The sequence below is a fragment of the Mordavella massiliensis genome (assembly GCF_016901695.1).
GTDB classification, from domain to species: Bacteria; Bacillota; Clostridia; order Lachnospirales; family Lachnospiraceae; genus Claveliimonas; species Claveliimonas massiliensis_A.
This window is the reverse complement of sequence record NZ_JACJKS010000006.1, coordinates 91,909-114,654: the sequence shown is the minus strand read 5'-3', so window position 1 is coordinate 114,654 and position 22,746 is coordinate 91,909. Positions and strand designations below refer to the sequence as shown.

Below are 22,746 nucleotides of genomic sequence, written 5' to 3'. Positions count from 1 at the left end.
TTCGTATGATATATAATATTATTCAATCAGTGACAGAAAAATTATCCTCTTTGCCTTATATAGAAGGCATCGTATTAGGGGGATCCCGTGCAAGAGGTACCCATACAGAGGATTCTGATATAGATATCGGAATTTATTACAATCAAGAATCATTTGACCTGACAGCGATTAACCAAATTGCTACAGAGTTGGATGATGAGAATAGAAACGACCTTGTTGTACATCCCGGAGCGTGGGGTGATTGGATTAATGGCGGCGGATGGTTAGTTATAAACGGGTATCATGTTGACTTGATTTTACGTGATATAAAACGGGTGGAACAAATAATCAAAGATACGGAGCAAGGAATTGTTACTGCCAATTATCAGACTGGGCATCCCCATGGTTATATAAGTGCTATGTATCGTGGAGAATTGGCGATCAGCAAGATACAATATGCTAAGAATGAACGCTTATGCGAATTAAAAAATCAGGCAGAAATTTACCCTGGTGCTCTAAAGAAGAACTTGATAAACTTTTTTATATTTGAAGCAGAGTTCTCTTTAATGTTTGTAAAAGCAAATGCGGGAGCAGAGGATAAATATTATATTGCAGGCCATGTTTTTCGTATTATTTCATGCTTAAATCAAGTACTATTTGCATGTAATAATGCTTATTGCATTAACGAAAAGAAAGCTATAAAACTGCTTGAAACTTTTGAATATAAACCTGAAAAATATGCCGAAAGGGTTAATCATATTTTTGAAGTACTCGGTCTTTCACTTTTTGAATGCTACGATATGACCGAGAAGCTTTATAAAGAAGTGAAAAAAATTGCAACGGAGATAAATAACTTTTTAAACGAGGGGAATTCAGATGAAAGAAAACAAATATGATGATAATATATTTTTTCAAAAATACAGTCAAATGAGTCGCTCACAGCAGGGACTAGCCGGTGCAGGAGAATGGGAAACATTGAGAAAGCTGCTGCCGGATTTTAAAGATAAGCGTGTGCTTGATTTAGGATGCGGCTATGGATGGCACTGTATTTATGCGATGGAACACGGAGCGTCTTCTGTTGTAGGTGTTGATATTTCTCATAAAATGCTCGAGGTAGCCAAAGAAAAAACACATTTTCCACAGGTTGAATATAAATGCTGTGCTATAGAAGATGTGGAATTCCCAGAGGAGAGTTTTGATGTAATATTAAGTTCACTTGCGTTTCACTATGTAGCAGATTATGAGATTTTAGTAAAAAAGATATATAGAATACTGAAGTCTGGTGGTAAGCTAGTTTTTACGGTTGAACATCCTGTTTTTACTGCCTATGGAACACAAGACTGGCATTATAACGAAAAAGGAGAAATACTGCATTTTCCGGTGGATAATTATTATTATGAGGGCAAACGGACAGCTGTGTTTTTGGGAGAAAAGGTTACAAAATATCATAGAACACTGACCACATATCTAAATACACTGCTTTCAAATGGTTTTATAATAAATCATATTGTGGAGCCGCAGCCGGCGGAAAACATGATGGATATTCCGGGGATGCAGGATGAAATGCGCCGTCCCATGATGCTGATTGTATCGGCGAACAAAAAAGTGGATAGATAGAACTAAAACACCTATAAGGTATAAATGGAGGTAATTTATGTTTAAAGAAAAAATTATTATAGAGATGAAAGAAGTATTCAAAGAAATTCCCTTTGGCATAGAGCATACTCTCAAAGTTTTGAAAAATGCAGAAGATATAATGAAAGGAGAAAATATCGGAGAGGAAGAAAAAGAATTCATCAGTATTATTGCTATACTACATGATATTGGTGCGGTTGAAGCACAAAAAAAATACGGTTCTATTGATGGTGTCTATCAAGAAAAGGAAGGACCAGAAGTAGCGAAAGAAATATTAAAAAAGGTAGGCTATAACAAAAATATTGATAGAATATGCTTTATAATAGGCAACCATCATACTCCATCTAAAATTGATGGACTTGATTTTCAAATACAATGGGAAGCTGATTTACTTGAAAATTTAACGGTTATGGATAAAGAAAAAGAACAGGAAAAGATAAAAAAGTGTATAGATGAAAACTTTAAAACAAACACAGGAAAAAGGATAGCCTATAATCGCTTTATTTTAGATTAGTAGTAGATTATTACAGTTATGCAATTAGACACTGGGGATTTCCATCCGGGATCTGGATCTGCTCACGATTGGGCTGGTTCTGGATATGTGGACGGAAAAATCCAATGACGGCGTGAAATATAAAAGACTTGCCACTCAGGAGGACTTTGATAAGTTTTAAGAAAGATTATAGGCTTGTGGGGAATGAAAACAACCGGATTATGCATTGCGGTGTTCCATTCCCCATACACATAATTGATCTAATACCGCCATGAGAGAACGGCCTTTCTCGGAAAGAGAATACTCTACTTTAGGTGGGATTTGCGGATATACTTTGCGGATGATTAAATTGTCGGCTTCCAGTTCCTTTAGGTTCTGGCTAAGGGTTTTATCAGATACCTTCTTTAAATAACGCTGCATTTCATTGAAACGGACAGGCTCATATTCCATCAGGCAGTAAAGAATGATAGGTTTATATTTCCCCGCTATCAGTGAAAGCGTGTAACTATAACCGGTATCTTCAAAATTTGCGTTTTCAATATCTTTTTTACTCATTTAACTTACCTCTAAGAAAGTACCTTACGTTCATGTGGGTACTTTTAATTGCTTCGGTGCTATGTTATCATAGATTTAGCCGGAAGGCAATAAAAACAGGAGGCTGATACGATGAGAAAAGATATTAAAACAACGGAAGCCATTTTCCCGATGCCTGTACTTATGGTGGCTACCTATAATGAAGATGGCAGTGTAAATGTGATGAATGCTGCATGGGGGACTATGCAGGAAAGAGACCATGTTGTACTGAATCTGACGGAAACACACAAAACCGTTCAGAATATCAAGGCACGGAAAGCATTTACAGTCAGCATAGCAGACGCTTCTCATGTAGTGGAAGCGGATTATTTTGGAGTGGAATCCGGAAATAAAACACTGAAAAAATTTGAAAACAGCGGATTGACTGCCGTAAAATCTGAACATGTTGATGCGCCTATTATACAGGAATTCCCGCTGTGCATGGAGTGTGAATTTATAGAGTACCAAGATGGTGAATATGGCTGTGGAGTTATTGGAAAGGTTGTAAATACGACCGCTGACGAAAAAGTGATGGATGGTGATAAAGTTAACATTTCAAAAGTGGATGCCATCGCTTTTGATCCATATACGCATGGCTACTATAAGGTCACTGAAAGAGTTGGCGAGGCATTTAAAGATGGCCTTCAGTTAAAAAAATAATTTTGTTTTTACATAAGCATCGGTTAGCAATAATCGGTGCTTTTTTCATGCTCGGAGGTAATCCGGGCTTTTTTCATGCCCATTTTTAAGGAGGTGAGGGGTGTGGCGAATCGGATTAAGGGTATTACCGTGGAGATCGGCGGCGATACTACCGGTTGATTATTCCGGGGCTCTTTGAGCCACCTGTCCGGACTTTGTGAGCCACCATTCCGGAGTATGAGAGCCACATATTCCGGTAATTCAGAGCCACTTTAGGCTCTATTACATATATTTCCTTTATACTGTAAGAACACATCGTCTGATGTGAATACAGTTAAAGGAGGTCACCATTATGACCAAATATCGAGAAATTCTTCGCCTGAAAAGCTTAGGATTCAGTGAACGGAACATCGCGCATAGTTGCGGTGTGTCCCGTAACACAGTTGCCAAGGTCGTCAAAAAGGCTGCGGAAATAAAACTTTCCTGGCCACTGGATCATGACATGACCGACAGCACACTTGAGGAAATGCTTTTCCCCAAGACAAAATCAGCAACCAATAAACGGATGCCTGATTATGACTACATCCGCAGAGAACTTCTGCGTAATGGAGTCAATAAGAAGCTCCTGTGGGTAGAATACTGTGAGGAATGCCGCATGAACGGTGAAGAACCTCTTATGTATTCCCAGTTCTGCTATTACATCCAGAAGGATGAAGAAAAACGCAGGGCAACCATGCACATCCCACGGAAACCGGGTGAGCAGATCGAAGTAGATTGGGCCGGTGATCCGGCACAGCTCATCGATCCGGACACCGGTGAGATCACGGAGGCATGGATCTTTGTAGGAGTCCTTACTTATAGCCAGTATACCTTTGTAAAGGCATATCTGAACCAGAAGACAGACAACTGGATCAAAGCGCATATCCAGATGTTTGAATTTTTCGGCGGCGTTACACCGATGCTTATTCCAGATAACTGTTCTACGGCAGTGAATCATTCGAAAAGTGACTGGTATACCACCGCACTGAATACTACTTATCATGAGATGGCAGAACATTATAATATCGCCATTATTCCGGCAAGAGTCCGGAAACCCAAGGATAAACCAAATGCAGCAGGCTCAGTTTATTTCTTGGGGAAGAAAAGCCATTGCTGGCACCGCTGCCTGCTACACCTTTCGAACTGGCTGAGTGGAAACAAGCCACTGTCCAGTTCAACTATCACATCGCAGTAGACAAGATGTACTACTCCGTGCCTTATCAGTATATCAAAGATAAGGTCGATGTGCGTATAACAGAAACAACGATTGAAATATTTTATCATCACAACCGGATTGCCTCACACCGCCGTCTCCATGGCAGGAGCGGCCAGTATTCTACGGTAACGGAACATATGCCGTCAGATCATCAAAAGTATCTGGAATGGAACGGCGACCGTTTCCGCAGGTGGGCAGATTCGATTGGGATCAACACAAGGAAAGCAGTTGATGCGATTCTGACCTCCGGCAGGGTGGAACAACAGACCTACAGAAGCTGTATGGGACTGTTGAAACTGGCTGAGAAGCATTCTCTCACAAAACTGGAAGAGGCTTGTAAAAGGGCGCTTCTTTACTCCAGGACACCCAGCTATAAAAGTATCAAAAATCTATTAGCTGCCATGAAAGAGAATCCCGAATCCGCATCTCAGGATTCGAATCAACTTTCAGCAGGATCACAGGCACATGGCATTACCAGAGGTGCTAGATACTACGGAGGTAAACAATCATGATCAATCAAAGTACCATAGATAAACTAATTGAAATGCGGCTGTCATCTATGGCAGATGCATTCCGAATCCAGATGAATGATCCTTCTATGAAAGAAGTCCCTTTTGAAGACCGCTTCGGAATGCTTGTTGATGTTGAATATACAAACCGTAAAAACAACCGGTTAAAAAGGCTGCTCCGCAAAGCAGAACTGGAACAGCCGGATGCAAGCATTGCAGCAATCGATTATCAGTCTGGCCGGAAACTGAATAAAGCTTTAATCAGCCGTCTGGCAACCTGTGAATACATTATGGAATACCGTAACATCTTTATTACCGGCGCTACAGGGAGCGGCAAAACATATATGACATGCGCCTTTGGTATGGAGGCCTGCAAACATTATTACACCGTGAAGTATGTCCGGCTTCCAGACCTGTTACTTGATCTCCAGGCAGCCAGAGATTCCGGTACTTTTACCAGTGTACTAAAGAAATACACCAAGCCAGTCCTGCTGATCATTGATGAATGGCTCCTGCTCAAACTGACCGAGTCCGAAGCCAGAAATCTTTTCGAGCTGATCCATAAACGCAGGAAGAAGTCATCGACCATCTTCTGCTCCCAGTTCCGGGAAAGCGAGTGGTACCAGCAGATCTGCAGCGGTGAGAGTACTCTTGCAGATGCTATCATGGATCGTATTTCTTACGATTCATATAAAATCAACATTGAGAGCATCGATCCATCGAAAGACCTTTCCATGAGAGAGGTATATGGCTTGGATCCTGCTCAGGCCGAGTAACTATAAATAGTGGCTCCGTTAGTCCGGACAGGTGGCTCACGCCACGCCGGACTGGCGGCCCTGCCGCACCGTAATATTCACAATGACTACCAGGCAGGCGGCGGAATATTACGGGATTAAAGTGACAGGGAGCGGAATTCAAAGACAGACAATTAACATGGAAGGAAAGTATGAAATACAGATTAAAAATATTGAAGAAAAGTGCAAAAGTCGAGATAACAACATTGAAGAAAAATGATTTTTATGATATAACATACTCATAAAGGCGGCTGCGGGAGGTAAATCATGTATTTTGAACGAAAGGCATATAAAAAACTGACGGAATGGAAAGCGGAATATGCGGATAAATATGCTGTTTTGCTTGAAGGAGCCAGACGAGTTGGCAAATCGACAATTGCAGAGCATTTTGCACAGAATGAATATAAGTCTTATATTTTGATCGATTTTTCAAAAACAACGGACACGATACGCAATTGTTTTGAAGATATCGGGAATTTAAATATATTTTTTTTGAGATTGCAGGCAGAAACAGGGATAACTTTATATGAGCATGAATCATTGATCATTTTTGATGAGGTGCAGCTCTTTCCTAAGGCGAGACAGGCTATAAAGCATCTCGTATCAGATGGCAGGTATCATTATCTGGAAACCGGGTCTTTGATATCGATAAAGAAAAATGTAAAAGATATTCTGATCCCATCAGAAGAAATGAAAATACAGGTTTATCCGATGGACTATGAAGAATTCTGCAAGGCTGCCGGGGGTAATTATGAACTTTTACAGCAGATTTATCAGATGGATTCAGCTATTGGACAGGCAACAAACCGTAAATTAATGCGGGATTTGAGAATCTATATGGCTGTGGGAGGAATGCCGCAGGCGGTGGAAGCGTATATAGCGGGGAAAAACTTTTCGCAAATTGATATGGTAAAAAGACAGATCATTTCTCTTTATGAAGAAGATTTCAAAAAGATTGATGCATCAGGAAGAATATCGGCATTATATCATTCAATTCCTGCTCAATTGTCAAAAGATCCCCGGAAATACAGGATCACAACTGCCATAGGAAAGCAAACCAATACCAGAGCAGATGAATTGCTATATGAGCTGATAGATTCAAAAACAGTTTTACCATGTTATAATTCAACAGATCCAAGGGTCAGTCTGGCAGATACAAAAGATTTTACCAGTTATAAATTATATCTTTCAGATACAGGCTTATTTGTGACTCTGATGTTTATAGACCGGCCGGTAACGGACAATGATGTATATGCAAAATTGCTTTCGGATAAATTGCCGGCAAATTTAGGATATCTTTATGAAAACCTCGTTGCTCAGATGATTGCTGCATCAGGAAGAGAACTCTATTATCATACCTGGGAGAAAGCCGGAAGTACACATTACTATGAAGTTGATTTCCTGATCTCAGAGGGAAGTAAAATAAATGCCTTTGAGATAAAGTCTTCTGGCGTGGGAAAGCACGAGTCGATTAAAGAGTTTTACAGAAAGTTTTCAGGAAATGTGCATAACATATATTTACTGTCACAGAAAGATGTTGGGAAAGAGGAAAATTTATTATTGAAACCGTTTTATCTGATGCCATTTTTAACGTAACAAACTTCTGCGGTTGCATCCCTTGTCTATCAGCAGTTCACAAACGACACATTCAGCACATTTGACTGCCTTTGGCGTGGCGATCTACTCTGTTGCATCCAGGATCGAAGAGTAGGAAGAACAAAAAATAAGACAGAGAAATCCGGCGGGATCCTTTTCGAGGTTTCCCGCCGGATTTTTTTGTCTGCCTGTCTACATCTGTGCCGGTATATGCCGGGCGCTTTCCGGATGGACGGCCGGGGAGCCGGCGTCCGGAAGGCAGGCGTCCTGCGCGATGTCTGTGACGCCCTTTCCGGCGTTCGGATGGAACTGGGAGTACACGGCGTCCGCGGCAAACGCGATCATCAGGACCGAACATACAGCCATGACTCGCTTTTCATTTACCCGGGCCAGCAGGTTGTCGATGATCGGGGCCAGCACGTACGTGATCGCCAGGCCGCCGATGCCGAATACAAGCAGCCCCTCCGCACAGATCCTTCCGTTCAGGTTCAGGTAGTATCCGCTGTAATCCCACCACTTTGTGCCGCCGGTGGCGATCTCCATGACGAGGGAGGTGGTGTATTCCAGGCAGCCGCACAGGAGCACGGTGGCGAGGAACAGGAGGGCCGGATTTCTGCGGAGCCGGTTGAGGATGAGCAGGATCAGCACAGCGCCTGTCCCGTAGATCGGCAGCCAGGGCCCGTGGAGCGCGCCCCGGTTGACGAACTCACCGTTGGTGACAAGGTGCATGCCCACCTCCCACAGCCATCCGAAGAAGGACATGCCAAGGAAGATCGCGAGCAGCGACCACACGGAGTAGTGGCGCATATAGTTCAGGGACTGGACCAGTTTGCGGCGCTCCTCCTCCGCGATCGGATAGAGGCGGACCGGGTAGGCCTCTCCCCGGGCATCGTCGACCATCTCCTGGATGCGCACATATTCTGCCAGATGCCGCTCATACGCGCGGTCCTCCCGGCGGCGCATAAGGAGCAGGCCGAAGTTATTGGCGAGGAAGCCGCGCCAGCCGGCCAGCTTCTCCGGCTTCGCCTCCGGGGCGTCCATCACCTGGATCACATCCCTGTATGTCTCCTCAAGCAGCGCCCCGTCTGCCTTTTCATAGAGACAGGTGTCGTGCAGGAGCTCGGATCCCGGCAGGTTTTCTGCCAGCGCCGCTGCCCGAAGCTGCGCGTAGTACTGCGTGAATGAGGCGGTCTTGTACGGGTTGGTGTAGAAGATGTTGAAAAGCCCCATGGTCAGGATGCCCAGGATCTGCCAGCCGACAAAAGTCAGCTCAAAGACAAAGCATTCCCACTTGTGCCCGTTCATCATCCTGCGGGAGAGGGTGATGGCGTCCCTGGCTTTCATGTCCGGGTTCTCCGCCGCGATGTAGGGCACGAGGTAGTAGGAGTAGCGCTTGATGACCGCGCCCACGACCGTCAGGCTCCAGAGAGAGTAAAATACATATTTTACAAACATGATCCAGGAGGCCCGCGTCCACTTCCGGATCCGCAGCAGGAAGGTGAACCGCTGGGCGGTCACGCGGTCGTAGACCAGGCCCTCCAGGAAGATCCTGCGGGTCACCACCGGGAATACGTTGACGACAAAGAACCAGAAGGCAAAAGCGCCCAGCGCGCCCAGCAGGATGAGAAGGATGATGGCCAGGCTCTCCGAGCCGGTGATAGAGGCGCCGGCGGCCACCAGCGTCACGAGGATAGAGCCGGAGCTCAGATCATTGACGACGCCGGACAGGACGCCGCGGGTGCGGCCGAATATGGGATTCCCGTCCGCCGCGTCGCGGATCTCTTCCTCCTCGATCTCCTGCGTCATCTCGCGGCCGGCCTGGGTATTGTTCTCCGCGATGGTCATCAGCACATCCTCCCAGGAGACGCCGCTTACTTCCGTCTTCACCTGGGGCGAGAAATCCCCCTCCAGGTTCCGCTCAAATTCCTGTGCGGTCTCCTCCCGCTTCTGGGCGGATGCAAAGTCGAGGGAGCTTTTGAACTCCGCTCCGAGGAAGGCCGCAATAAGACAGGCGGCCACGAAGACGGTATAGTGCTTCTTCAGCGAGCGCCTGCCGAGTTCTTTCATTTTTTTTCTTGTGTTCATTGTGTGTATGTCCGGCGTCTGCGCCGGTTCCTCCTTTGTTGATCTACAGACAGTATATAGGAAACAGGAAGGAATAGCAACAGAAAGCCGGGTTTTGCGGGGAGATCATGAACATCCTGTGAAATCCGGCAAAAGTTTAAGTTCAGTTTAACTGTGCCCCCTAAAATAATCATAAAAAATCACAGGAAAAGGAGACGACATGGGAAAAACAAGTGCGGCAGACAACAAAAAGAAAAAAGGAAAGCGGGTCAGGCGCATCCTGCTCTGTGCTGCGGTCCTTCTTGCGGCCGGGACAGCAGCGTTTATCCTCGTCCCGCGCCTTGCAGGGCGGGGCAATGAAAATGAGATCACCACATCCTACCTGGTAGACGAAGTGACGGTAGGGGATGTCTCGTCCACTGTCAGCGGCAGCGGGACGCTCTCGCCTATATCCCAGCAGACACTCACTGCGGAATTCGGGGCAGAGTTATCTTCTGTGAATTTCAGCGCAGGGGACAGCGTCTCGGAGGGCGAGGTGATCGCGGTGATCGACAGCGACGCCCGCGGGAGCAGGGAGATCAAGGCGCCCTATGACGGGATCCTGACGGAAGTGCCCGTCCGCGCAGGAGACTCTGTGTCAGCCGGCGGCGAGGTGGCGATGATCATGGGAAAGGACGGCTTTACCCTGGACATCGCTGTGGATGAACTGGATATAGCGGCCATTGAACAGGACCAGGAAGTGGCCGTCAGCATTGACGCCGTCTCCGGGGAGCAGACGGGAACCGTCTCGGAGATCTCCTACAACGGAAGCTCGAATGGGGGGACGACGGCGTACCAGGCGACCGTGAAGCTGGACTATGTGGAAGATGTATATCCGGGGATGAGCGCGTCGGCCGAGATCGTGACGGAGGACAGCGGGGAAGGCATGATCGTGCCCGTGGAGGCTGTAGGCACATCGGGCGACGACAGCTACGTCTGCCTGGCGCCTGAGGGAGCTGAGGCGGGCGACGTGTATGAGGAGGACGATCTGGACCCGGAGAAACTGACGAAGGTGACAGTGGAGACCGGCATGTCGGACGGCACGTATATCCGCATTGACAGCGAAGAGCTGGAGGAGGGGGATCTCATTGTCATCACGCAGGTGACCTCCTCCCTGACGGGACAGGAGGAAGGCGCGCAGAGCAGCGGCCAGCCGGGAGAATTCCCGGACGGTATGGACTTCGGGGACTTTGACTTCGGCGATATCGATCCGTCTGAGCTGCCCGAGGGAGGCGGACCGGGAGGCATGTTCCCGGGCGGCGGCAGCTACTAGGCGCCAGGAGGGATTCGTATGATCAGACTCAGACATATTTACAAGAGCTACAGGATGGGCAGCATGGCTGTCCCTGTTCTGAAAGATATCAACCTGCATGTCAGGCCGCAGGAATTTCTCTCCATTCTCGGGCCTTCCGGCAGCGGGAAGACAACGCTGATGAACATCATCGGCTGTCTGGATGTGCCAGACGAGGGAGAGTACCTGCTGGACGGGCAGCCGGTCGAATCGTGCGGGGAAGACGAACTGGCCGAGATCCGGGGAAAGAAGATCGGATTTATCTTCCAGCAGTTTCATCTGCTGCCGGATGCGACAGCCTACGAGAATGTGGAGATGCCTCTCCTCTATCACAAGATCCCTGCCGCAGAGAGAAAGGCAAGGGTGGAGGAGACACTGGAGAGGGTGGGCCTGGCCGACCGGATGACCCACAAGCCGGCGCAGCTGTCTGGCGGGCAGCAGCAGAGGGTTGCCATCGCCCGCGTTCTGGCGGCCCGGCCCTCCATCATCCTGGCGGACGAACCCACCGGCAACCTGGATTCCGGCTCGGGAAGAGAGATCATGGACATCATCCGGGGGCTGTGGCAGGCGGGGAATACGATCGTTTTGATCACCCACGACATCCATGTGGCCAATGAGGCCCAGCGCAAAGTCTACGTGCGCGACGGAGTGCTCAGCGACAGGGAGGAGGACATATGACAAGGAAGATTATCAGGCTTTCACTGAAAACCATTTTTCACAATAAGATGCGGTCCTTTCTCACTGTGCTTGGGATCATCATCGGCGTGATGGCTGTTGTGACCCTTGTGTCCATCACCCAGGGCGCGGCGGCCGGGATCACGGACAGTATCTCCGATATGGGTTCGCAGCAGATCACAGCCACCATCACGGACGAGGACGCCTCCGTCAGCGCGGCGGATGTGGAGGAGCTGCATACGTACAGCGCGGTCAGCGGCGTGGCGGCTGTGAACACCTTCAGCGAGACCGTGAAGAAAAAGGAGGAGACGGGCACCTACAGCATCGTCGGGGTCACGCCGGAGTACTTTGAGGTGCAGGATCTTGCCGTCCAGAGAGGGAGGAAGATCGCGCCGTCCGATGACGAGTGCTGCACAAGGGTGTGCGTTCTCGGCACGGAGGCGGCGACAGACCTGTTCGGGACATGGGACGCGGTCGGAGGCACAGTGCGCATCGGGGACAGGACCTTCCAGGTCGTCGGCGTCCTGGAAGAGCAGGGGAGTTCCCTTGCCGGATCCGACGACAGCCGGATCCTCATCCCCTATTCCACCGCAGAGCGGATGACGGGGCAGACGGGCGTGAGCACCTTTTACGTCCGCGCCTCCTCGGAGCAGGAGGTGGAGGCGGCGGTCAGCATCGTGGACGCGTTCCTTCTACAGGCCACCCGGGATGAGGACGCCTACACCGTGAACAACCAGTCTGACATTCTGGACACGATGGACGATGTGAGCGGGACCATGTCCCTCCTGCTCGGGGGGATCGCGGCGATCTCCCTCGTGGTAGGCGGGATCGGGATCATGAACATCATGCTTGTATCCGTGACGGAGAGGACGATGGAGATCGGCATCCGGAAGGCGGTGGGCGCGAAGCGGCGGCATATCCTGCTGCAGTTCCTGTGTGAATCCTGCGTGCTGTCCGTGCTTGGCGGGGCGGCGGGCCTTGTGCTGTCCTTTGTGTGCATCCGGGGCTACGACCTTCTGACCGGGAGCGGGAGCACGGTCAACCTGGCGGTCGCGCTGGCATCGATCCTGTTCTGCGCCGGGATCGGGGTCGTGTTTGGCAGCTATCCGGCGGCAAAAGCGTCCAGGCTGCAGCCCATCGATGCGCTCCGCCGTTCCTAGATAACGGGGAGAGTATGAAAATACTGTGAAATCCGGGAGAAGTTTAAATTTAGTTTAAACTCCGGTCATAGAATAGCTGCTGAAAAGAACTGTATCAGGAAGGAGAAGGAAATGATAGAAGTCAAGAACCTGACGAAATTTTACGGCGACCACAAAGCCGTGGACAACATCAGTTTCTCCGTCAAGGACGGGACGGTCTGCGGCTTCTGCGGCCCCAACGGAGCCGGGAAGTCCACCACCATGAACATCATGACCGGCTGCCTGTCGGCCACGGACGGAACGGTGACGATCGGGGGGCACGATATATTTGAAGAGCCCATGGAGGCTAAGAAGCTGATCGGCTATCTGCCGGAGCAGCCGCCGCTCTATCTGGAGGAGACGCCCCGGGAATACCTGCGGTTCATCGCCGAGGCGAAGAAGGTGCCGCGGGAGAAGGTAAAAGGCGAGATCGAGAGGGTGATGGAGGAGACGCAGATCCTGGATGTGGCGGACCGCCTCATCAAGAACCTGTCCAAGGGATATAAGCAGCGGGTCGGCATTGCCCAGACCCTGCTGGGGAACCCAAAGGTGATCATCCTCGACGAGCCCACCGTCGGGCTCGACCCGATCCAGGTGGTGGAGATCCGCGACCTGATCAAGAACCTGGGGAAGCGGCACACGGTCATCCTGAGCAGCCACATCCTCTCGGAAGTACAGCAGATGTGCGATGAGATCATCATCATAGCGAAAGGGAAGCTGATCGCCTACGATACGGCGGAAAATCTGGAGAAGCTCCTGCAGCCCAAGGTGACGCTGGAGGTGCTGACCGACGCGACCCGGGAGGAGAGCGGGGCTGTGCTGGGGCAGATCGCAGGCATCGAGTCGGCGCAGTATGCGCAGGAGGACGGCCTCCTCCTGATCCGCCTTACGACAGTCCCGGAGAAGGAGCTGGAGATCCGCAAGCTGCTCTCCAGAAAATTCGCGGCCATCGACAGGGCGGTGCTCAGGAATGACAAGCTCAAGGCGAATCTGGAGGAGATCTTCATCGAGCTGACGAGCCCGCAGCCGGACGGACCGGAAGAGAACAGAGAGGAGGAAGCATAAATGACAGCCGTGTTCCGACATGAGATGCGTCTGCTTTTTTCAGGCCTTACCGCCTACGTGTACGGGATGTTTTCCCTGCTGGCAGTCGCGATCTATATGATGTACTACAATTTAAGCATGGGGTACGCCAATTTTGAGTACGCCCTTGCGGGCGCGTCCTTTGCGCTCCTTATCATGATCCCCATCCTCACCATGCGGGTCATCGCGGAGGAGAAGAAGCAGAAGACAGACCAGCTTCTCTATTCCCTGCCAGTCTCGACGACGCAGGTCGTGGTGGGCAAATTCCTGGCGCTGCTTCTGACGTCCGTGATCCCCCTTGTCTTTGTGGTGGCGTACCCGGTCATCCTGAAGCAGTACGGCAGCCTGTATCTTCCCACCGCCTGGGGTGCGCTCGCCGGCTATATCATGCTGACGGCCTCCCTCCTGGCGATCGGGATCTTCATCTCCTCCCTCACGGAGTCCCAGCCCATGGCGGCGGGAATCTGCTTTGCGGCCATGGTGCTGAACTACTACATGGTCAAGCTGGCGCAGTACGCCACGTCGTCGGCGTTCGGCTCTCTTGTGGCGCTTATTGTCATGGAGTTCATCCTGGCCCTTCTGATCAACCATATGACGGGGAATTCCTTCCTGGCGGAACTGACCGGGGGCGTGGCCATGCTGGGGACGGCGGCGGTCTACCTCTTCCGGACGGACTGGTTTGAAGGACTGTTTCCAAAGATACTGGAGAATATTTCCGTCTACGAGCGGTTCTATGAATTTGTGGACGGGGTTTTTGATTACACCCATGTAGTGTACTTTGTCAGTGTCATTGTATTTTTCCTGTTTTTAACGGTCCAGTCACTTGAGAAAAGGAGATATAACTGATGAAAGAGACGATCAAAAACTATATCACAACGATACGGGAGCAGTTCGGGACGCGGTCCAGCAAGGTGGGAAGCTACAGCTTTATCCTGACGGCCGTCGTGCTGGCGATCCTGATCACAGTCAACGCCGCGCTTGGCTTTCTGCCGGACAGCTACGCGCAGGCGGACTTAACGGCCAACCAGCTCTATTCCATCTCCAGCCAGTCCAAGGTCATGCTCAGCTCGCTGAAGGATGACATCACGATCTACTGGATCGTGACCGCGGGGCAGGAAGATGAATTTGTGGAAAAGCTCCTGCACAACTATGAGGATTACAGCAGCAAGGTCAAGGTGGAGAAGAAGGATCCGGACCTGAACCCGGATTTTACCAACGCCTATACGGACGAGGAGATCTACAACAACTCTGTCATCGTGGAGTGCGGTGACAGGTACCGGTACATCAGCTACGAGGACATGTACAGCACGAGCAGCACGGACGCCTACTCCATGTACACGGCCGCGGATGAGTTCTCCGGCGAGAAGCTGATCACCTCGGCGGTCTCCTACTGCACGACCGAGGATATCCCGGTGATCCACGTGCTGGAGGGACATGGCGAGACGGCGCTCTCCGACAGCTTTGCAGAGGCCGTCGAGACTGACAACCTGGAGACGGAGACGCTCTCCCTCCTGAACGGCGAGGCTGTGCCGGAGGAAGTGGAGTGCATCCTGATCAACGCGCCCTCCACGGACATCTCGGAGCAGGAGAAGGATATGCTGACCGAATTCCTCGAGGGCGGCGGGAGAGTCCTGATCCTGAGCGGGACCAACACGGAAGACGAACTGCCCAACCTGAAGGCGGTGGCAGAGTATTACGGCATCTCCGTCATGGAGGGCGTCGTGGTAGAGTCGGACACGGATCACTATGTGTTTAACACACCTGTCCTGCTGATGCCGGATCTGGAGTCCAGCGAGATCACGGACCCGCTGATCGACGACAACTATCACGTGATCATGCCGGTCGCGAAGGCGCTGGATCTGTCTAAGACAGACAGCAATGTGACGGTCACTTCCCTTCTGACATCCTCGGAGGGGTCCTACCTGAAAGAGGACGGGTACAACATCGGGACCTACGAGAAGGAGGACGGGGACACGGAGGGCCCGCTGACGCTGGCAGCCCTGGCGGCGAAGGAGACGGAAGACGGCGAAGGGCAGATGCAGCTTGTGTGGATCGCATCCTCGGTGATGCTGGACGACGCCTACAACCAGTATTCGTCTGATGCAAACGAGGACTTTGTGCTCAACGCGCTGGAGATGATGTGCGGGAAGGAGGACAGCGTATCCGTGCGCTCCAAGAGCCTGACAAACGAGTATCTCACCGTCAGCACGAGCGCCTCCTCGCTGATCAAGATCGTGACCATCGCCGTGATCCCGGCGGCCTATCTGATCTTTGGCATTGTAGTTGTAGTAAGGAGGAAGCGCAGATGAAAAGAGAACGGAAACTGTTGATCCTCTCCGGCGTCCTCGTGGTCTGCGTCGCCGGAGCCGTGGGGGTCTCCCGGATGGATTTCGAGGAGAAGATGACCGGGAAAGAGACGACGATCGTGGATGTGGACAGCGGGGACATCACCCGCCTGTCCTGGAACGCAGGGGACGACCAGCTTGCCTTTACCCGGGAGGACGGCGCCTGGTCCTACGAGGCGGACGCAAAGATGTCCGTGGACCAGGACCTGCTGGACGAGATCGCGGAAAACCTGTCCCACATCACCTCAGACAAGATGGTGGAGGAGGTCCAGAGCCTGGGCGTCTACGGACTCAGTGATCCGGCTTACACGGTCACCATCGGGACAGAGGACGACACCTGGCAGATCGAGGTGGGGGACGAGACATTCTCGGACGGTGAAGTCTACATTTCAAGCGGCGACGACTATGTCTATCTGACAGACGCCGGCCTGACCGACCATATCTCCTACATGCTGCTGGACTGCGTCCAGAAGGAGGAGATCCCGGAGATGGAGAGTATATCCGAGGTCCGGGTGGACAACGAGGCCGCGGCGGATATCGTGTATAAGGAGGACGCCGGCTACTGCTACAGCGACGCGTACACCTACTATCTGAAGGACGGGGATACGTACCGGAACCTGGACAATACGAATACGGAAAATGCCCTCACCATGCTTTCCGTCTTTTCCTGGGACGCCTGCGCGGACTACTATGCGGATGAGTCGGAGCTTGCGGCTTACGGCCTGGCGGAGCCTGCGGCGGAGGTGACCATCACCTACGTGCCGGCGAAGGACGAAGAGGAGACGGATGACGGCGAAGAGGCGGAAGATGAGGAGGAGCAGACGTTCAGCTACCAGGTGGGGACCAAAGACAATGCCTTCTATGCAAAGCTCACCGATTCCCATATCGTGTACAGCGTCACCCAGGATCTCTACAACGCGGCAGTCAATGCCTCCTATGAGCAGCTGAAACCGGACGAGGTGATCCTCCTTGACTGGGATACGGTGGACAGCGTGGAAGCGGAGCTGGATGGGAATGTCTATACCGTAGAGATCGGGAAAGACGGGGAGGACGATGGCTATACCTGCACGCTGGGCGGGGAGGAGATCGCCTTCCAGGATGTCCTGGACAGACTTCTGGATATCACCATTGCAGAGGACAGCGGCGATGAGGAGGAAGACACAGACGTGCCGGAGGAGGAGCCGGCGCTTCAGGACAACAAGTCCGAGCTGAAACTTACCTTCCACCGCAATACAGACAGGTACGATACAGTGGAACTGGAATTTTACCAGTATGACGGGTCGTACTGCATCAGCGTCCTGGACGGGGAGGAGATGCACTATACAAACCGCTCCTCCGTGGTCGATCTGAAGGAAAAGATCAGCGCGGCGATCCTGGACAGCGGCGCGGACGAATAGAGAGAAGGACAGATAAAAAGGCCGGCGCCCCGCAAAAGGCGCCGGCCTTTATCTGCCGGATCTAGGGCTGCGGGAGGGTCACGGTAAAGGTGCTGCCCTCCCCGGGCCTGCTGCTGACACGGACCGCTCCGCGGTGGAGGGATACGATCTTTTTGACGAGGCAGAGCCCCAGCCCGTTTCCCTCCGTGGCGTGGGAGAGATCCCCCTGGAAAAAGCGGTCGAAGATCTTTTCCTGCGTCCCGGGATCCATGCCCGCGCCCTGGTCGGTGATCCGGAAGAAGAAGGTACCGCGCTCCCGGCCGGCGCGGATCGAGATCACGCCTCCCGGCGGGGAGAACTTCACCGCATTGTCGATCAGGTTGACCCACACCTGCTTCAGGAGGTCCGGGTTTGCATGGATCCTGCAGTCAGCCAGATGGAGGTCGAATTCGATCATTTTTTTCTCCCACTTCTGTTCCAGTTGCAGGATCGCCTCCCGGATCTGCTCGGCGGCGGGGCAGGCGGCCACGTCCGCCAGCACGCTGATGCTCTCCACCTTGGACAGGCTCAGCACGTTGGAGGACAGGGCGCTTAGGCGCCGGCATTCGGAGATGATGATATCAAGGTACTGTGCCCGTTTCTTTGCACTTACCGTCTCTTTCTTCAGGAGCCTGGCGAAGCCAAGGATCGATGCGATGGGCGTCTTGAACTCGTGGGAAAAGTTGTTGATAAAGTCGGAGCGGAGCAGCTCGATCCCGGCCAGCTCGTCTGTCATCTGGTTGAAACTTTCCGAGAGATCCCGGAACGCCTTCGGGTGCTTCAGATGAATCTTCGTGTGGAAATCGCCGCCGGCGACCGCGTGGATCCCGTCCATGAGCTCCCCGAGCGGGCGCAGGGGGAAGTGACTGAGGACAAGGGTGAGCAGGACGCCGATCAGGATGCTGACGATGCCTGTCTGGATCAGGAAGGGGAAAAGGGGCGTCCCCGGGCGGCCGGTGATGAGGCCGGCCTGCACGCCCATGATGATGATCCAGTTGCTGATCAGGGTGGTCAGGAACAGAAGGATAAAGATAAGTCCGGTACAGAACAAAATGATGGGTGCGTTGGATCTTTTTTTCGTGTTCACAGGTCTGCCTCCTTTATCTGTGCTTTGTATCCCAGGCCCCGGACCGTCAGGATCCGGAAGTCCGGATTGTCTGCGAAGCGGCTGCGCAGACGGTTGATGTGTACGCTCACCGTGGACTCCATGGACTCCGTGGACGGGCCCCAGATGTCCTCCAGAAGCTGGATCCGGGTGAAGATCTTGTTCGGGTAGGAGAGCAGCTTGTAGAGGAGCAGGAACTCCTTGAGGGGGAGCGTGCAGCTCTCCCCGTCCCGCCCCACGGTCAGGGAGTCGTAGTCGAGGACCGTGTCGCCCACGGTCAGCCTGTGGTCGGAGGCGATCCGGGCGCGCCGCAGGAGCGCCTTGATGCGCAGGAGCAGCTCCTCCTCGTCGGCGGGCTTTGTCATGTAGTCGTCCGTCCCGGCCAGGAAGCCGTGCTTGATGTTGTCCGGGAGCTGCTTGGCCGACAGCATGAGGATCGGGAGATCGTAGCGGCAGTCCCGGAGCAGCCTTGTGAACTCGTAGCCGTCCATGCCGGGCATCATGATATCCACGATCAGCAGGTCAAAAGGCACTTTCTTGAGCAGGTAGAGCGCCTCGCCTGCGGAGGAAGCGCTGTAGGGCTCGTAGCCGGCGTCCGTCAGGAGCGCGCGCAGAAGATGCCGGGTGTTCCTGTCATCATCTACAACAAGGATCTGAAACATAAGAAACCTCCATTCCGCTGTTAAGCTGTAAAACAGACAGCTTGCTTTGACAGGAAGTATAGCAGGAAATCGTGACCATTCTGTTTAGAAAAGGGGAGTTCACAGATATTTCATAAAAAACTGCTGCTCATTTTTGCGGGGATCATCCGGGAAGGGTTTTCCATGCAGAGTGAACTGGATGAAGTGTGGTAGGTGAGAGTATGGCGATCATTTTGAGACTGGACCGGGTCATGGCGGACCGGAAGATGTCACTGAAGGAACTTTCAGAGAGGGTGGGGGTTTCAAATGTCAATTTATCCCGGGTAAAGACAGGGAAGATCAGCGCGATCCGTTTCTCCACCCTGGACGCGATCTGTAAGGCGCTGGAATGTCAGCCCGGGGATCTTTTGGAGTACCGGCCGCAGGAAGATGTCCGGGAATTAGAATAGCCGCGGCATCCGGCATATAGTAGTAAAAAAGATGTGAGAGCCAGAGTATGAAGTGCAGCGATTATTGTACACAGCAGACAGGATGTCCGGGGCAGCAGCCCTGCCGGAGGGGGCCAAGGGGAAGAAACGGCCGTCCCGGCCCGCCCGGGCCGCAAGGCGAGCCGGGGCCGGCGGGCCCCCAGGGACCTGCGGGCGAACAGGGGCCGGCAGGCGGCACGGACGATTTCTTAAGCGCCTACGCCACGCCGCCCCAGACCGGTGCGGACGGGACGGATCTGATCTTTGACAGGAACGGCGCAGTCAGCGGGAACGCCATCTCCCACGCTGCCAACAGCCCGGATGTGGTCCTGCAGGAACCGGGGACCTACTATGTGTCCTTCCAGGCCTCCGTGAGCCCGGGAACCGGCGCATCCGTCCCCGCAAGCATCCGGCTGTACCTGACAGAGAACGGAAGCGAGGTGGCGGGCGCGTCGGCGGTCCATACCTTTACGGCCCAGGGGACGACGGCAGTCCTGCCGTTCTCCCAGATCGTGCAGGTGACAGACGCGCCGGCGACGCTGAACGTGGCGGCCCAGGGCGGCAGCTTCGTGTACGGGGAGACGAATCTTTCCGTGGTAAAGATCCGCTAAACCCCGCTCTTTCATGGCGCGCCTACAGCCCCTCCAGGTCAAAGGGCGGCGTGTACTCCTCCTTTGCGCTGGAGCGCGCCTGCATGAACCCCTCGTCCAGCCCGAGGGCCAGGGCGGCGTCCACCACCCTGCCGTACTCGTAGGAGGTGACGCGGCGGTTGATCTCCGGATGGCGGGCGGCCTGGTAGAAGGGGGTGTACTGGCTCAGGAGGCTGAGGAGGAACTGCCCTCTTGGAAGGGACGCGGCCATCCACCTGAGGATGCGGACAGAGTCCTCCCGCTGTCCGGGCAGCACGAGATGGCGGATGAGGGTGCCCTTTTGCAGGCTCCCGTCCGCGGCGAACACAGGTGTTCCGGTCTGCCGGATCATTTCTTTCACCGCCTCCCGGGCGTGGAGGAAATAGTCCGGCGCACCGGAATATTTTTTTGCCGTCTCCGGGGAGCAGTATTTCAGATCCGGCAGGTACACGTCCACATACCCTTCCAGCATCCGCAGCGTCTCCATCCGCTCGTAGCCGCCGCAGTTCCAGACAATGGGAATGGCAAGCTTCGGGCGGACCCGCCGGAGCACGGGGAGGAGGGAGGGCAGGAACTGGGTGGCTGTGATGAGGTCGATATTCTGGGCGCCCTGCTCCTGCAGGTTAAGAAGGATCCTCTCCAGCTCTTCCTGGGAGAGGATTTTCCCGACCCCCTCCTGGCTGATGGGGTAGTTCTGACAGTAGCAGCACTTCAGGGTGCAGCCTGAGAAAAAGACGGCGCCGCTGCCGCCCTGGCCGGACAGGCAGGGCTCCTCCCAGAGATGGAGCGCGGCCCTCCCGGCAGTCAGGTCCGTCCCGCAGCCGCACACGCCTGTGCGGGCGCGCCGGTCCACATGGCACATGCGGGGGCAGAGTGTGCAGTTTTCATACAGGGAAGACAGGTCTTTCATGGGAACCTCCAGCGTGTTTTTATCCAATACGACTATTATAATACAAAAAAGCAAGCTTGTCCCCCGCCGGAAAAAGGTATAAGCTGATAGAAGAGAAATCCAGGCTGTAAGGAGCGGAAGAAACATGAACGAGACAGGAGAAAAGATCTATTTTGACAACGGCAGCACATCCTTTCCCAAGGCGCCCGGCGTGGCGGAGGCGGTGGGGGAGCTGCTGAAAAGCGGCGCTTTCAACATCAACCGGGGCAGTTACGAGGGCGCCTACGAGGTGGAGGCGGCGGTGCTGGAGACGAGGGAGCAGCTGGCGCGCCTGTTTCATGCGCCGGACTCCCGGCGGGTGATCTTTACGCCGGGCATCACCTACTCCCTCAATTACTTTATCCGCGGCTTCCTGAAGCGGGGGGATCACGTGCTTGTGACAGGCATGGAGCACAACGCGGTCATGCGGCCCCTGCACTGTATGGAGAAGGAGGGCGTCGTCTGTGAGGCGCTGCCCACGGACCGGGAGGGAGGTGTGGACCCGGCGGATGTGGAGCGGATGCTGCAGCCCCGGACGAGAGCGGTCATTGTCCTCCACGCGTCCAACGTGTGCGGCACCATTGTCCCCATCGGGGAGATCGGGCGGATCTGCAGGAAGAGGGGCGTCTTTTTTGTGGTGGACACGGCCCAGAGCGCCGGCACCATCCCGGTGGATATGGAGGCGGCCTGCATTGACTTCCTGGCGTTCACGGGGCACAAGGGGCTTCTGGGCCCCCAGGGAATCGGCGGCTTCGTCATCTCCGGGGCGCTGGATAAGGAGATGGAGCCGCTGATCGCAGGCGGGACCGGGAGCATGTCCGACAGCCTCTCCATGCCCCGGACGCTGCCGGACAAGTATGAGAGCGGCACCATGAACCTGCCGGGGATCATCGGCCTGCACGCGGCGCTCGCCTACATAGAGAAGACCGGGCTGGATGTGATCCACCGAAGGAAGATGGAGCTGACGGCCCGCTTCCTGGAACAGGTCAGGGCGCTTCCGGGCGTCCGGATCGCCGGGCGGCAGGGGACGGACGGCAGGGTGGCGGTGGTATCCCTGGACTTCCCGGGCAGGGACAATGCAGTGCTGGCCTTTGCCCTGGAGCAGGAGTACGGCATCATGACCCGGGTGGGGCTTCACTGCGCGCCCATGGCGCACCGGGCTCTTGGGACCTTCCCTCAGGGGACCGTGCGCTTTGCCTTCAGCGCGGCCAACACAGAGGCGGAGGTGGACGCGTGCATCCGGGCCCTTGAAAGGCTGCTGGACCAGCCGGAGGACGGCATATAGAAAAAAACAATAAATCAGGAATTTCTATCAGAAAAATCTATTATGAAACCTTCTCATTCCAATTGTTCCTCTATACGAAACGTGATACCGTAGTATACAGGAAAATGCAGGGAAGCCGGGGGAACGCC

The 22,746-nt window shown here is 53.3% G+C and carries 21 protein-coding genes and 1 pseudogene; 17 read left to right on the top strand and 5 right to left on the bottom strand.

The window, feature by feature from the left end:
• Positions 1–5 precede the first annotated feature (5 nt).
• The 3 genes from H6A20_RS06100 to H6A20_RS06090 are packed head-to-tail and all read left to right on the top strand — an operon-like array spanning position 6 to position 2,128.
• Positions 6–875: a nucleotidyltransferase domain-containing protein gene (locus H6A20_RS06100; RefSeq protein WP_204906247.1), complete on the top strand. Its 870-nt coding sequence runs from the start codon at positions 6–8 to the stop codon at positions 873–875.
• On the top strand, positions 856–1,596 hold the full coding sequence (locus tag H6A20_RS06095; RefSeq protein WP_204906246.1) for a class I SAM-dependent methyltransferase: 741 nt from the start codon (positions 856–858) through the stop codon (positions 1,594–1,596). Before H6A20_RS06100 ends, H6A20_RS06095 begins: the two co-directional genes overlap by 20 nt.
• Before the next feature lie 37 nt (positions 1,597–1,633).
• Complete coding sequence (locus H6A20_RS06090; protein WP_008981870.1) at positions 1,634–2,128, top strand: HD domain-containing protein; 495 nt, start codon at positions 1,634–1,636, stop codon at positions 2,126–2,128.
• 198 nt (positions 2,129–2,326) lie between these two features.
• Here H6A20_RS06090 and H6A20_RS06085 read toward each other — a convergent pair whose 3' ends face one another.
• A complete protein-coding gene (locus H6A20_RS06085) occupies positions 2,327–2,662 on the bottom strand; it encodes a winged helix-turn-helix transcriptional regulator (RefSeq protein WP_204906245.1) in 336 nt (111 codons plus the stop codon).
• 111 nt (positions 2,663–2,773) lie between these two features.
• On the opposite strand from H6A20_RS06085, the gene H6A20_RS06080 reads away from it, so the two are divergent.
• The 4 genes and pseudogenes from H6A20_RS06080 (at position 2,774) to H6A20_RS06065 (ending at position 7,473) form a co-directional block, all read left to right on the top strand.
• Positions 2,774–3,340 carry a flavin reductase family protein gene (locus H6A20_RS06080; RefSeq protein ID WP_204906244.1) on the top strand — a complete coding sequence of 189 codons (567 nt, stop codon included), beginning with the start codon at positions 2,774–2,776 and terminating at the stop codon, positions 3,338–3,340.
• A 331-nt stretch (positions 3,341–3,671) separates the two neighbouring features.
• Positions 3,672–5,086: pseudogene (istA, locus tag H6A20_RS06075) on the top strand (IS21 family transposase).
• Positions 5,083–5,859: an IS21-like element helper ATPase IstB gene (istB, locus tag H6A20_RS06070; protein WP_204906243.1), complete on the top strand. Its 777-nt coding sequence runs from the start codon at positions 5,083–5,085 to the stop codon at positions 5,857–5,859. Before istA ends, istB begins: the two are co-directional and overlap by 4 nt.
• 285 nt (positions 5,860–6,144) lie before the next feature.
• Positions 6,145–7,473: an ATP-binding protein gene (locus H6A20_RS06065; protein WP_204906242.1), complete on the top strand. Its 1,329-nt coding sequence runs from the start codon at positions 6,145–6,147 to the stop codon at positions 7,471–7,473.
• 192 nt (positions 7,474–7,665) lie between these two features.
• Here H6A20_RS06065 and H6A20_RS06060 read toward each other — a convergent pair whose 3' ends face one another.
• The gene (locus H6A20_RS06060; protein WP_204906241.1) at positions 7,666–9,558 is read right to left on the bottom strand and encodes a DUF975 family protein; all 1,893 of its coding nucleotides are present in this window, start codon (positions 9,556–9,558) and stop codon (positions 7,666–7,668) included.
• 199 nt (positions 9,559–9,757) lie between these two features.
• On the opposite strand from H6A20_RS06060, the gene H6A20_RS06055 reads away from it, so the two are divergent.
• The 7 genes from H6A20_RS06055 (at position 9,758) to H6A20_RS06025 (ending at position 17,545) form a co-directional block, all read left to right on the top strand.
• Complete coding sequence (locus tag H6A20_RS06055; RefSeq protein ID WP_204906240.1) at positions 9,758–10,849, top strand: efflux RND transporter periplasmic adaptor subunit; 1,092 nt, start codon at positions 9,758–9,760, stop codon at positions 10,847–10,849.
• 18 nt (positions 10,850–10,867) lie between these two features.
• Entirely contained in the window at positions 10,868–11,545 is a 678-nt protein-coding gene (locus tag H6A20_RS06050; RefSeq protein ID WP_204906239.1) for an ABC transporter ATP-binding protein, read from the top strand.
• Positions 11,542–12,702 (top strand): ABC transporter permease, encoded by a 1,161-nt coding sequence (locus H6A20_RS06045; RefSeq protein ID WP_204906238.1) that lies wholly within the window; start codon positions 11,542–11,544, stop codon positions 12,700–12,702. Before H6A20_RS06050 ends, H6A20_RS06045 begins: the two co-directional genes overlap by 4 nt.
• A 111-nt stretch (positions 12,703–12,813) precedes the next feature.
• Positions 12,814–13,785, top strand: a complete 972-nt coding sequence (locus H6A20_RS06040) for an ABC transporter ATP-binding protein (protein ID WP_204906237.1) — start codon at positions 12,814–12,816, stop codon at positions 13,783–13,785.
• Positions 13,786–14,649, top strand: coding sequence for an ABC transporter permease subunit (locus tag H6A20_RS06035; protein ID WP_204906236.1), 864 nt, complete (start codon positions 13,786–13,788; stop codon positions 14,647–14,649).
• On the top strand, positions 14,649–16,112 hold the full coding sequence (locus H6A20_RS06030) for a GldG family protein (RefSeq protein WP_204906235.1): 1,464 nt from the start codon (positions 14,649–14,651) through the stop codon (positions 16,110–16,112). Before H6A20_RS06035 ends, H6A20_RS06030 begins: the two co-directional genes overlap by 1 nt.
• On the top strand, positions 16,109–17,545 hold the full coding sequence (locus tag H6A20_RS06025; RefSeq protein ID WP_204906234.1) for a DUF4340 domain-containing protein: 1,437 nt from the start codon (positions 16,109–16,111) through the stop codon (positions 17,543–17,545). Before H6A20_RS06030 ends, H6A20_RS06025 begins: the two co-directional genes overlap by 4 nt.
• Positions 17,546–17,606: 61 nt before the next feature.
• Here H6A20_RS06025 and H6A20_RS06020 read toward each other — a convergent pair whose 3' ends face one another.
• A complete protein-coding gene (locus H6A20_RS06020; RefSeq protein WP_338106607.1) occupies positions 17,607–18,650 on the bottom strand; it encodes a sensor histidine kinase in 1,044 nt (347 codons plus the stop codon).
• Complete coding sequence (locus H6A20_RS06015; RefSeq protein WP_204906233.1) at positions 18,647–19,330, bottom strand: response regulator transcription factor; 684 nt, start codon at positions 19,328–19,330, stop codon at positions 18,647–18,649. The genes H6A20_RS06020 and H6A20_RS06015 overlap by 4 nt, the downstream gene beginning before the upstream one ends.
• 200 nt (positions 19,331–19,530) lie before the next feature.
• Between H6A20_RS06015 and H6A20_RS06010 the strand changes: the two genes are divergently transcribed.
• Both H6A20_RS06010 and H6A20_RS06005 read left to right on the top strand, forming a co-directional pair.
• On the top strand, positions 19,531–19,758 hold the full coding sequence (locus H6A20_RS06010) for a helix-turn-helix domain-containing protein (RefSeq protein ID WP_204906232.1): 228 nt from the start codon (positions 19,531–19,533) through the stop codon (positions 19,756–19,758).
• Between the two features lie 47 nt (positions 19,759–19,805).
• Entirely contained in the window at positions 19,806–20,387 is a 582-nt protein-coding gene (locus H6A20_RS06005; RefSeq protein WP_204906231.1) for a hypothetical protein, read from the top strand.
• Positions 20,388–20,409: 22 nt separating this feature from the next.
• Here H6A20_RS06005 and H6A20_RS06000 read toward each other — a convergent pair whose 3' ends face one another.
• Positions 20,410–21,342, bottom strand: coding sequence for a radical SAM protein (locus H6A20_RS06000; RefSeq protein ID WP_338106605.1), 933 nt, complete (start codon positions 21,340–21,342; stop codon positions 20,410–20,412).
• Between the two features lie 97 nt (positions 21,343–21,439).
• On the opposite strand from H6A20_RS06000, the gene H6A20_RS05995 reads away from it, so the two are divergent.
• Positions 21,440–22,618, top strand: a complete 1,179-nt coding sequence (locus H6A20_RS05995) for an aminotransferase class V-fold PLP-dependent enzyme (RefSeq protein WP_204906230.1) — start codon at positions 21,440–21,442, stop codon at positions 22,616–22,618.
• Positions 22,619–22,746 lie beyond the last annotated feature (128 nt).

Excerpts from the sequence above, each read along its gene's own strand:
- H6A20_RS06055 (WP_204906240.1), top strand. The coding sequence starts at position 9,758 with ATGGGAAAAACAAGTGCGGCAGACAACAAAAAGAAAAAAGGAAAGCGG.
- H6A20_RS06095 (WP_204906246.1), top strand. The coding sequence starts at position 856 with ATGAAAGAAAACAAATATGATGATAATATATTTTTTCAAAAATACAGT.
- H6A20_RS06010 (WP_204906232.1), top strand. The coding sequence starts at position 19,531 with ATGGCGATCATTTTGAGACTGGACCGGGTCATGGCGGACCGGAAGATG.
- H6A20_RS06085 (WP_204906245.1), bottom strand. The coding sequence starts at position 2,662 with ATGAGTAAAAAAGATATTGAAAACGCAAATTTTGAAGATACCGGTTAT.
- H6A20_RS06060 (WP_204906241.1), bottom strand. The coding sequence starts at position 9,558 with ATGAACACAAGAAAAAAAATGAAAGAACTCGGCAGGCGCTCGCTGAAG.
- H6A20_RS06080 (WP_204906244.1), top strand. The coding sequence starts at position 2,774 with ATGAGAAAAGATATTAAAACAACGGAAGCCATTTTCCCGATGCCTGTA.
- H6A20_RS06065 (WP_204906242.1), top strand. The coding sequence starts at position 6,145 with ATGTATTTTGAACGAAAGGCATATAAAAAACTGACGGAATGGAAAGCG.
- H6A20_RS06035 (WP_204906236.1), top strand. The coding sequence starts at position 13,786 with ATGACAGCCGTGTTCCGACATGAGATGCGTCTGCTTTTTTCAGGCCTT.
- H6A20_RS06030 (WP_204906235.1), top strand. The coding sequence starts at position 14,649 with ATGAAAGAGACGATCAAAAACTATATCACAACGATACGGGAGCAGTTC.
- H6A20_RS06040 (WP_204906237.1), top strand. The coding sequence starts at position 12,814 with ATGATAGAAGTCAAGAACCTGACGAAATTTTACGGCGACCACAAAGCC.
- H6A20_RS06005 (WP_204906231.1), top strand. The coding sequence starts at position 19,806 with ATGAAGTGCAGCGATTATTGTACACAGCAGACAGGATGTCCGGGGCAG.
- H6A20_RS06015 (WP_204906233.1), bottom strand. The coding sequence starts at position 19,330 with ATGTTTCAGATCCTTGTTGTAGATGATGACAGGAACACCCGGCATCTT.
- H6A20_RS05995 (WP_204906230.1), top strand. The coding sequence starts at position 21,440 with ATGAACGAGACAGGAGAAAAGATCTATTTTGACAACGGCAGCACATCC.
- H6A20_RS06090 (WP_008981870.1), top strand. The coding sequence starts at position 1,634 with ATGTTTAAAGAAAAAATTATTATAGAGATGAAAGAAGTATTCAAAGAA.
- istB (WP_204906243.1), top strand. The coding sequence starts at position 5,083 with ATGATCAATCAAAGTACCATAGATAAACTAATTGAAATGCGGCTGTCA.
- H6A20_RS06100 (WP_204906247.1), top strand. The coding sequence starts at position 6 with ATGATATATAATATTATTCAATCAGTGACAGAAAAATTATCCTCTTTG.
- H6A20_RS06025 (WP_204906234.1), top strand. The coding sequence starts at position 16,109 with ATGAAAAGAGAACGGAAACTGTTGATCCTCTCCGGCGTCCTCGTGGTC.
- H6A20_RS06045 (WP_204906238.1), top strand. The coding sequence starts at position 11,542 with ATGACAAGGAAGATTATCAGGCTTTCACTGAAAACCATTTTTCACAAT.
- H6A20_RS06050 (WP_204906239.1), top strand. The coding sequence starts at position 10,868 with ATGATCAGACTCAGACATATTTACAAGAGCTACAGGATGGGCAGCATG.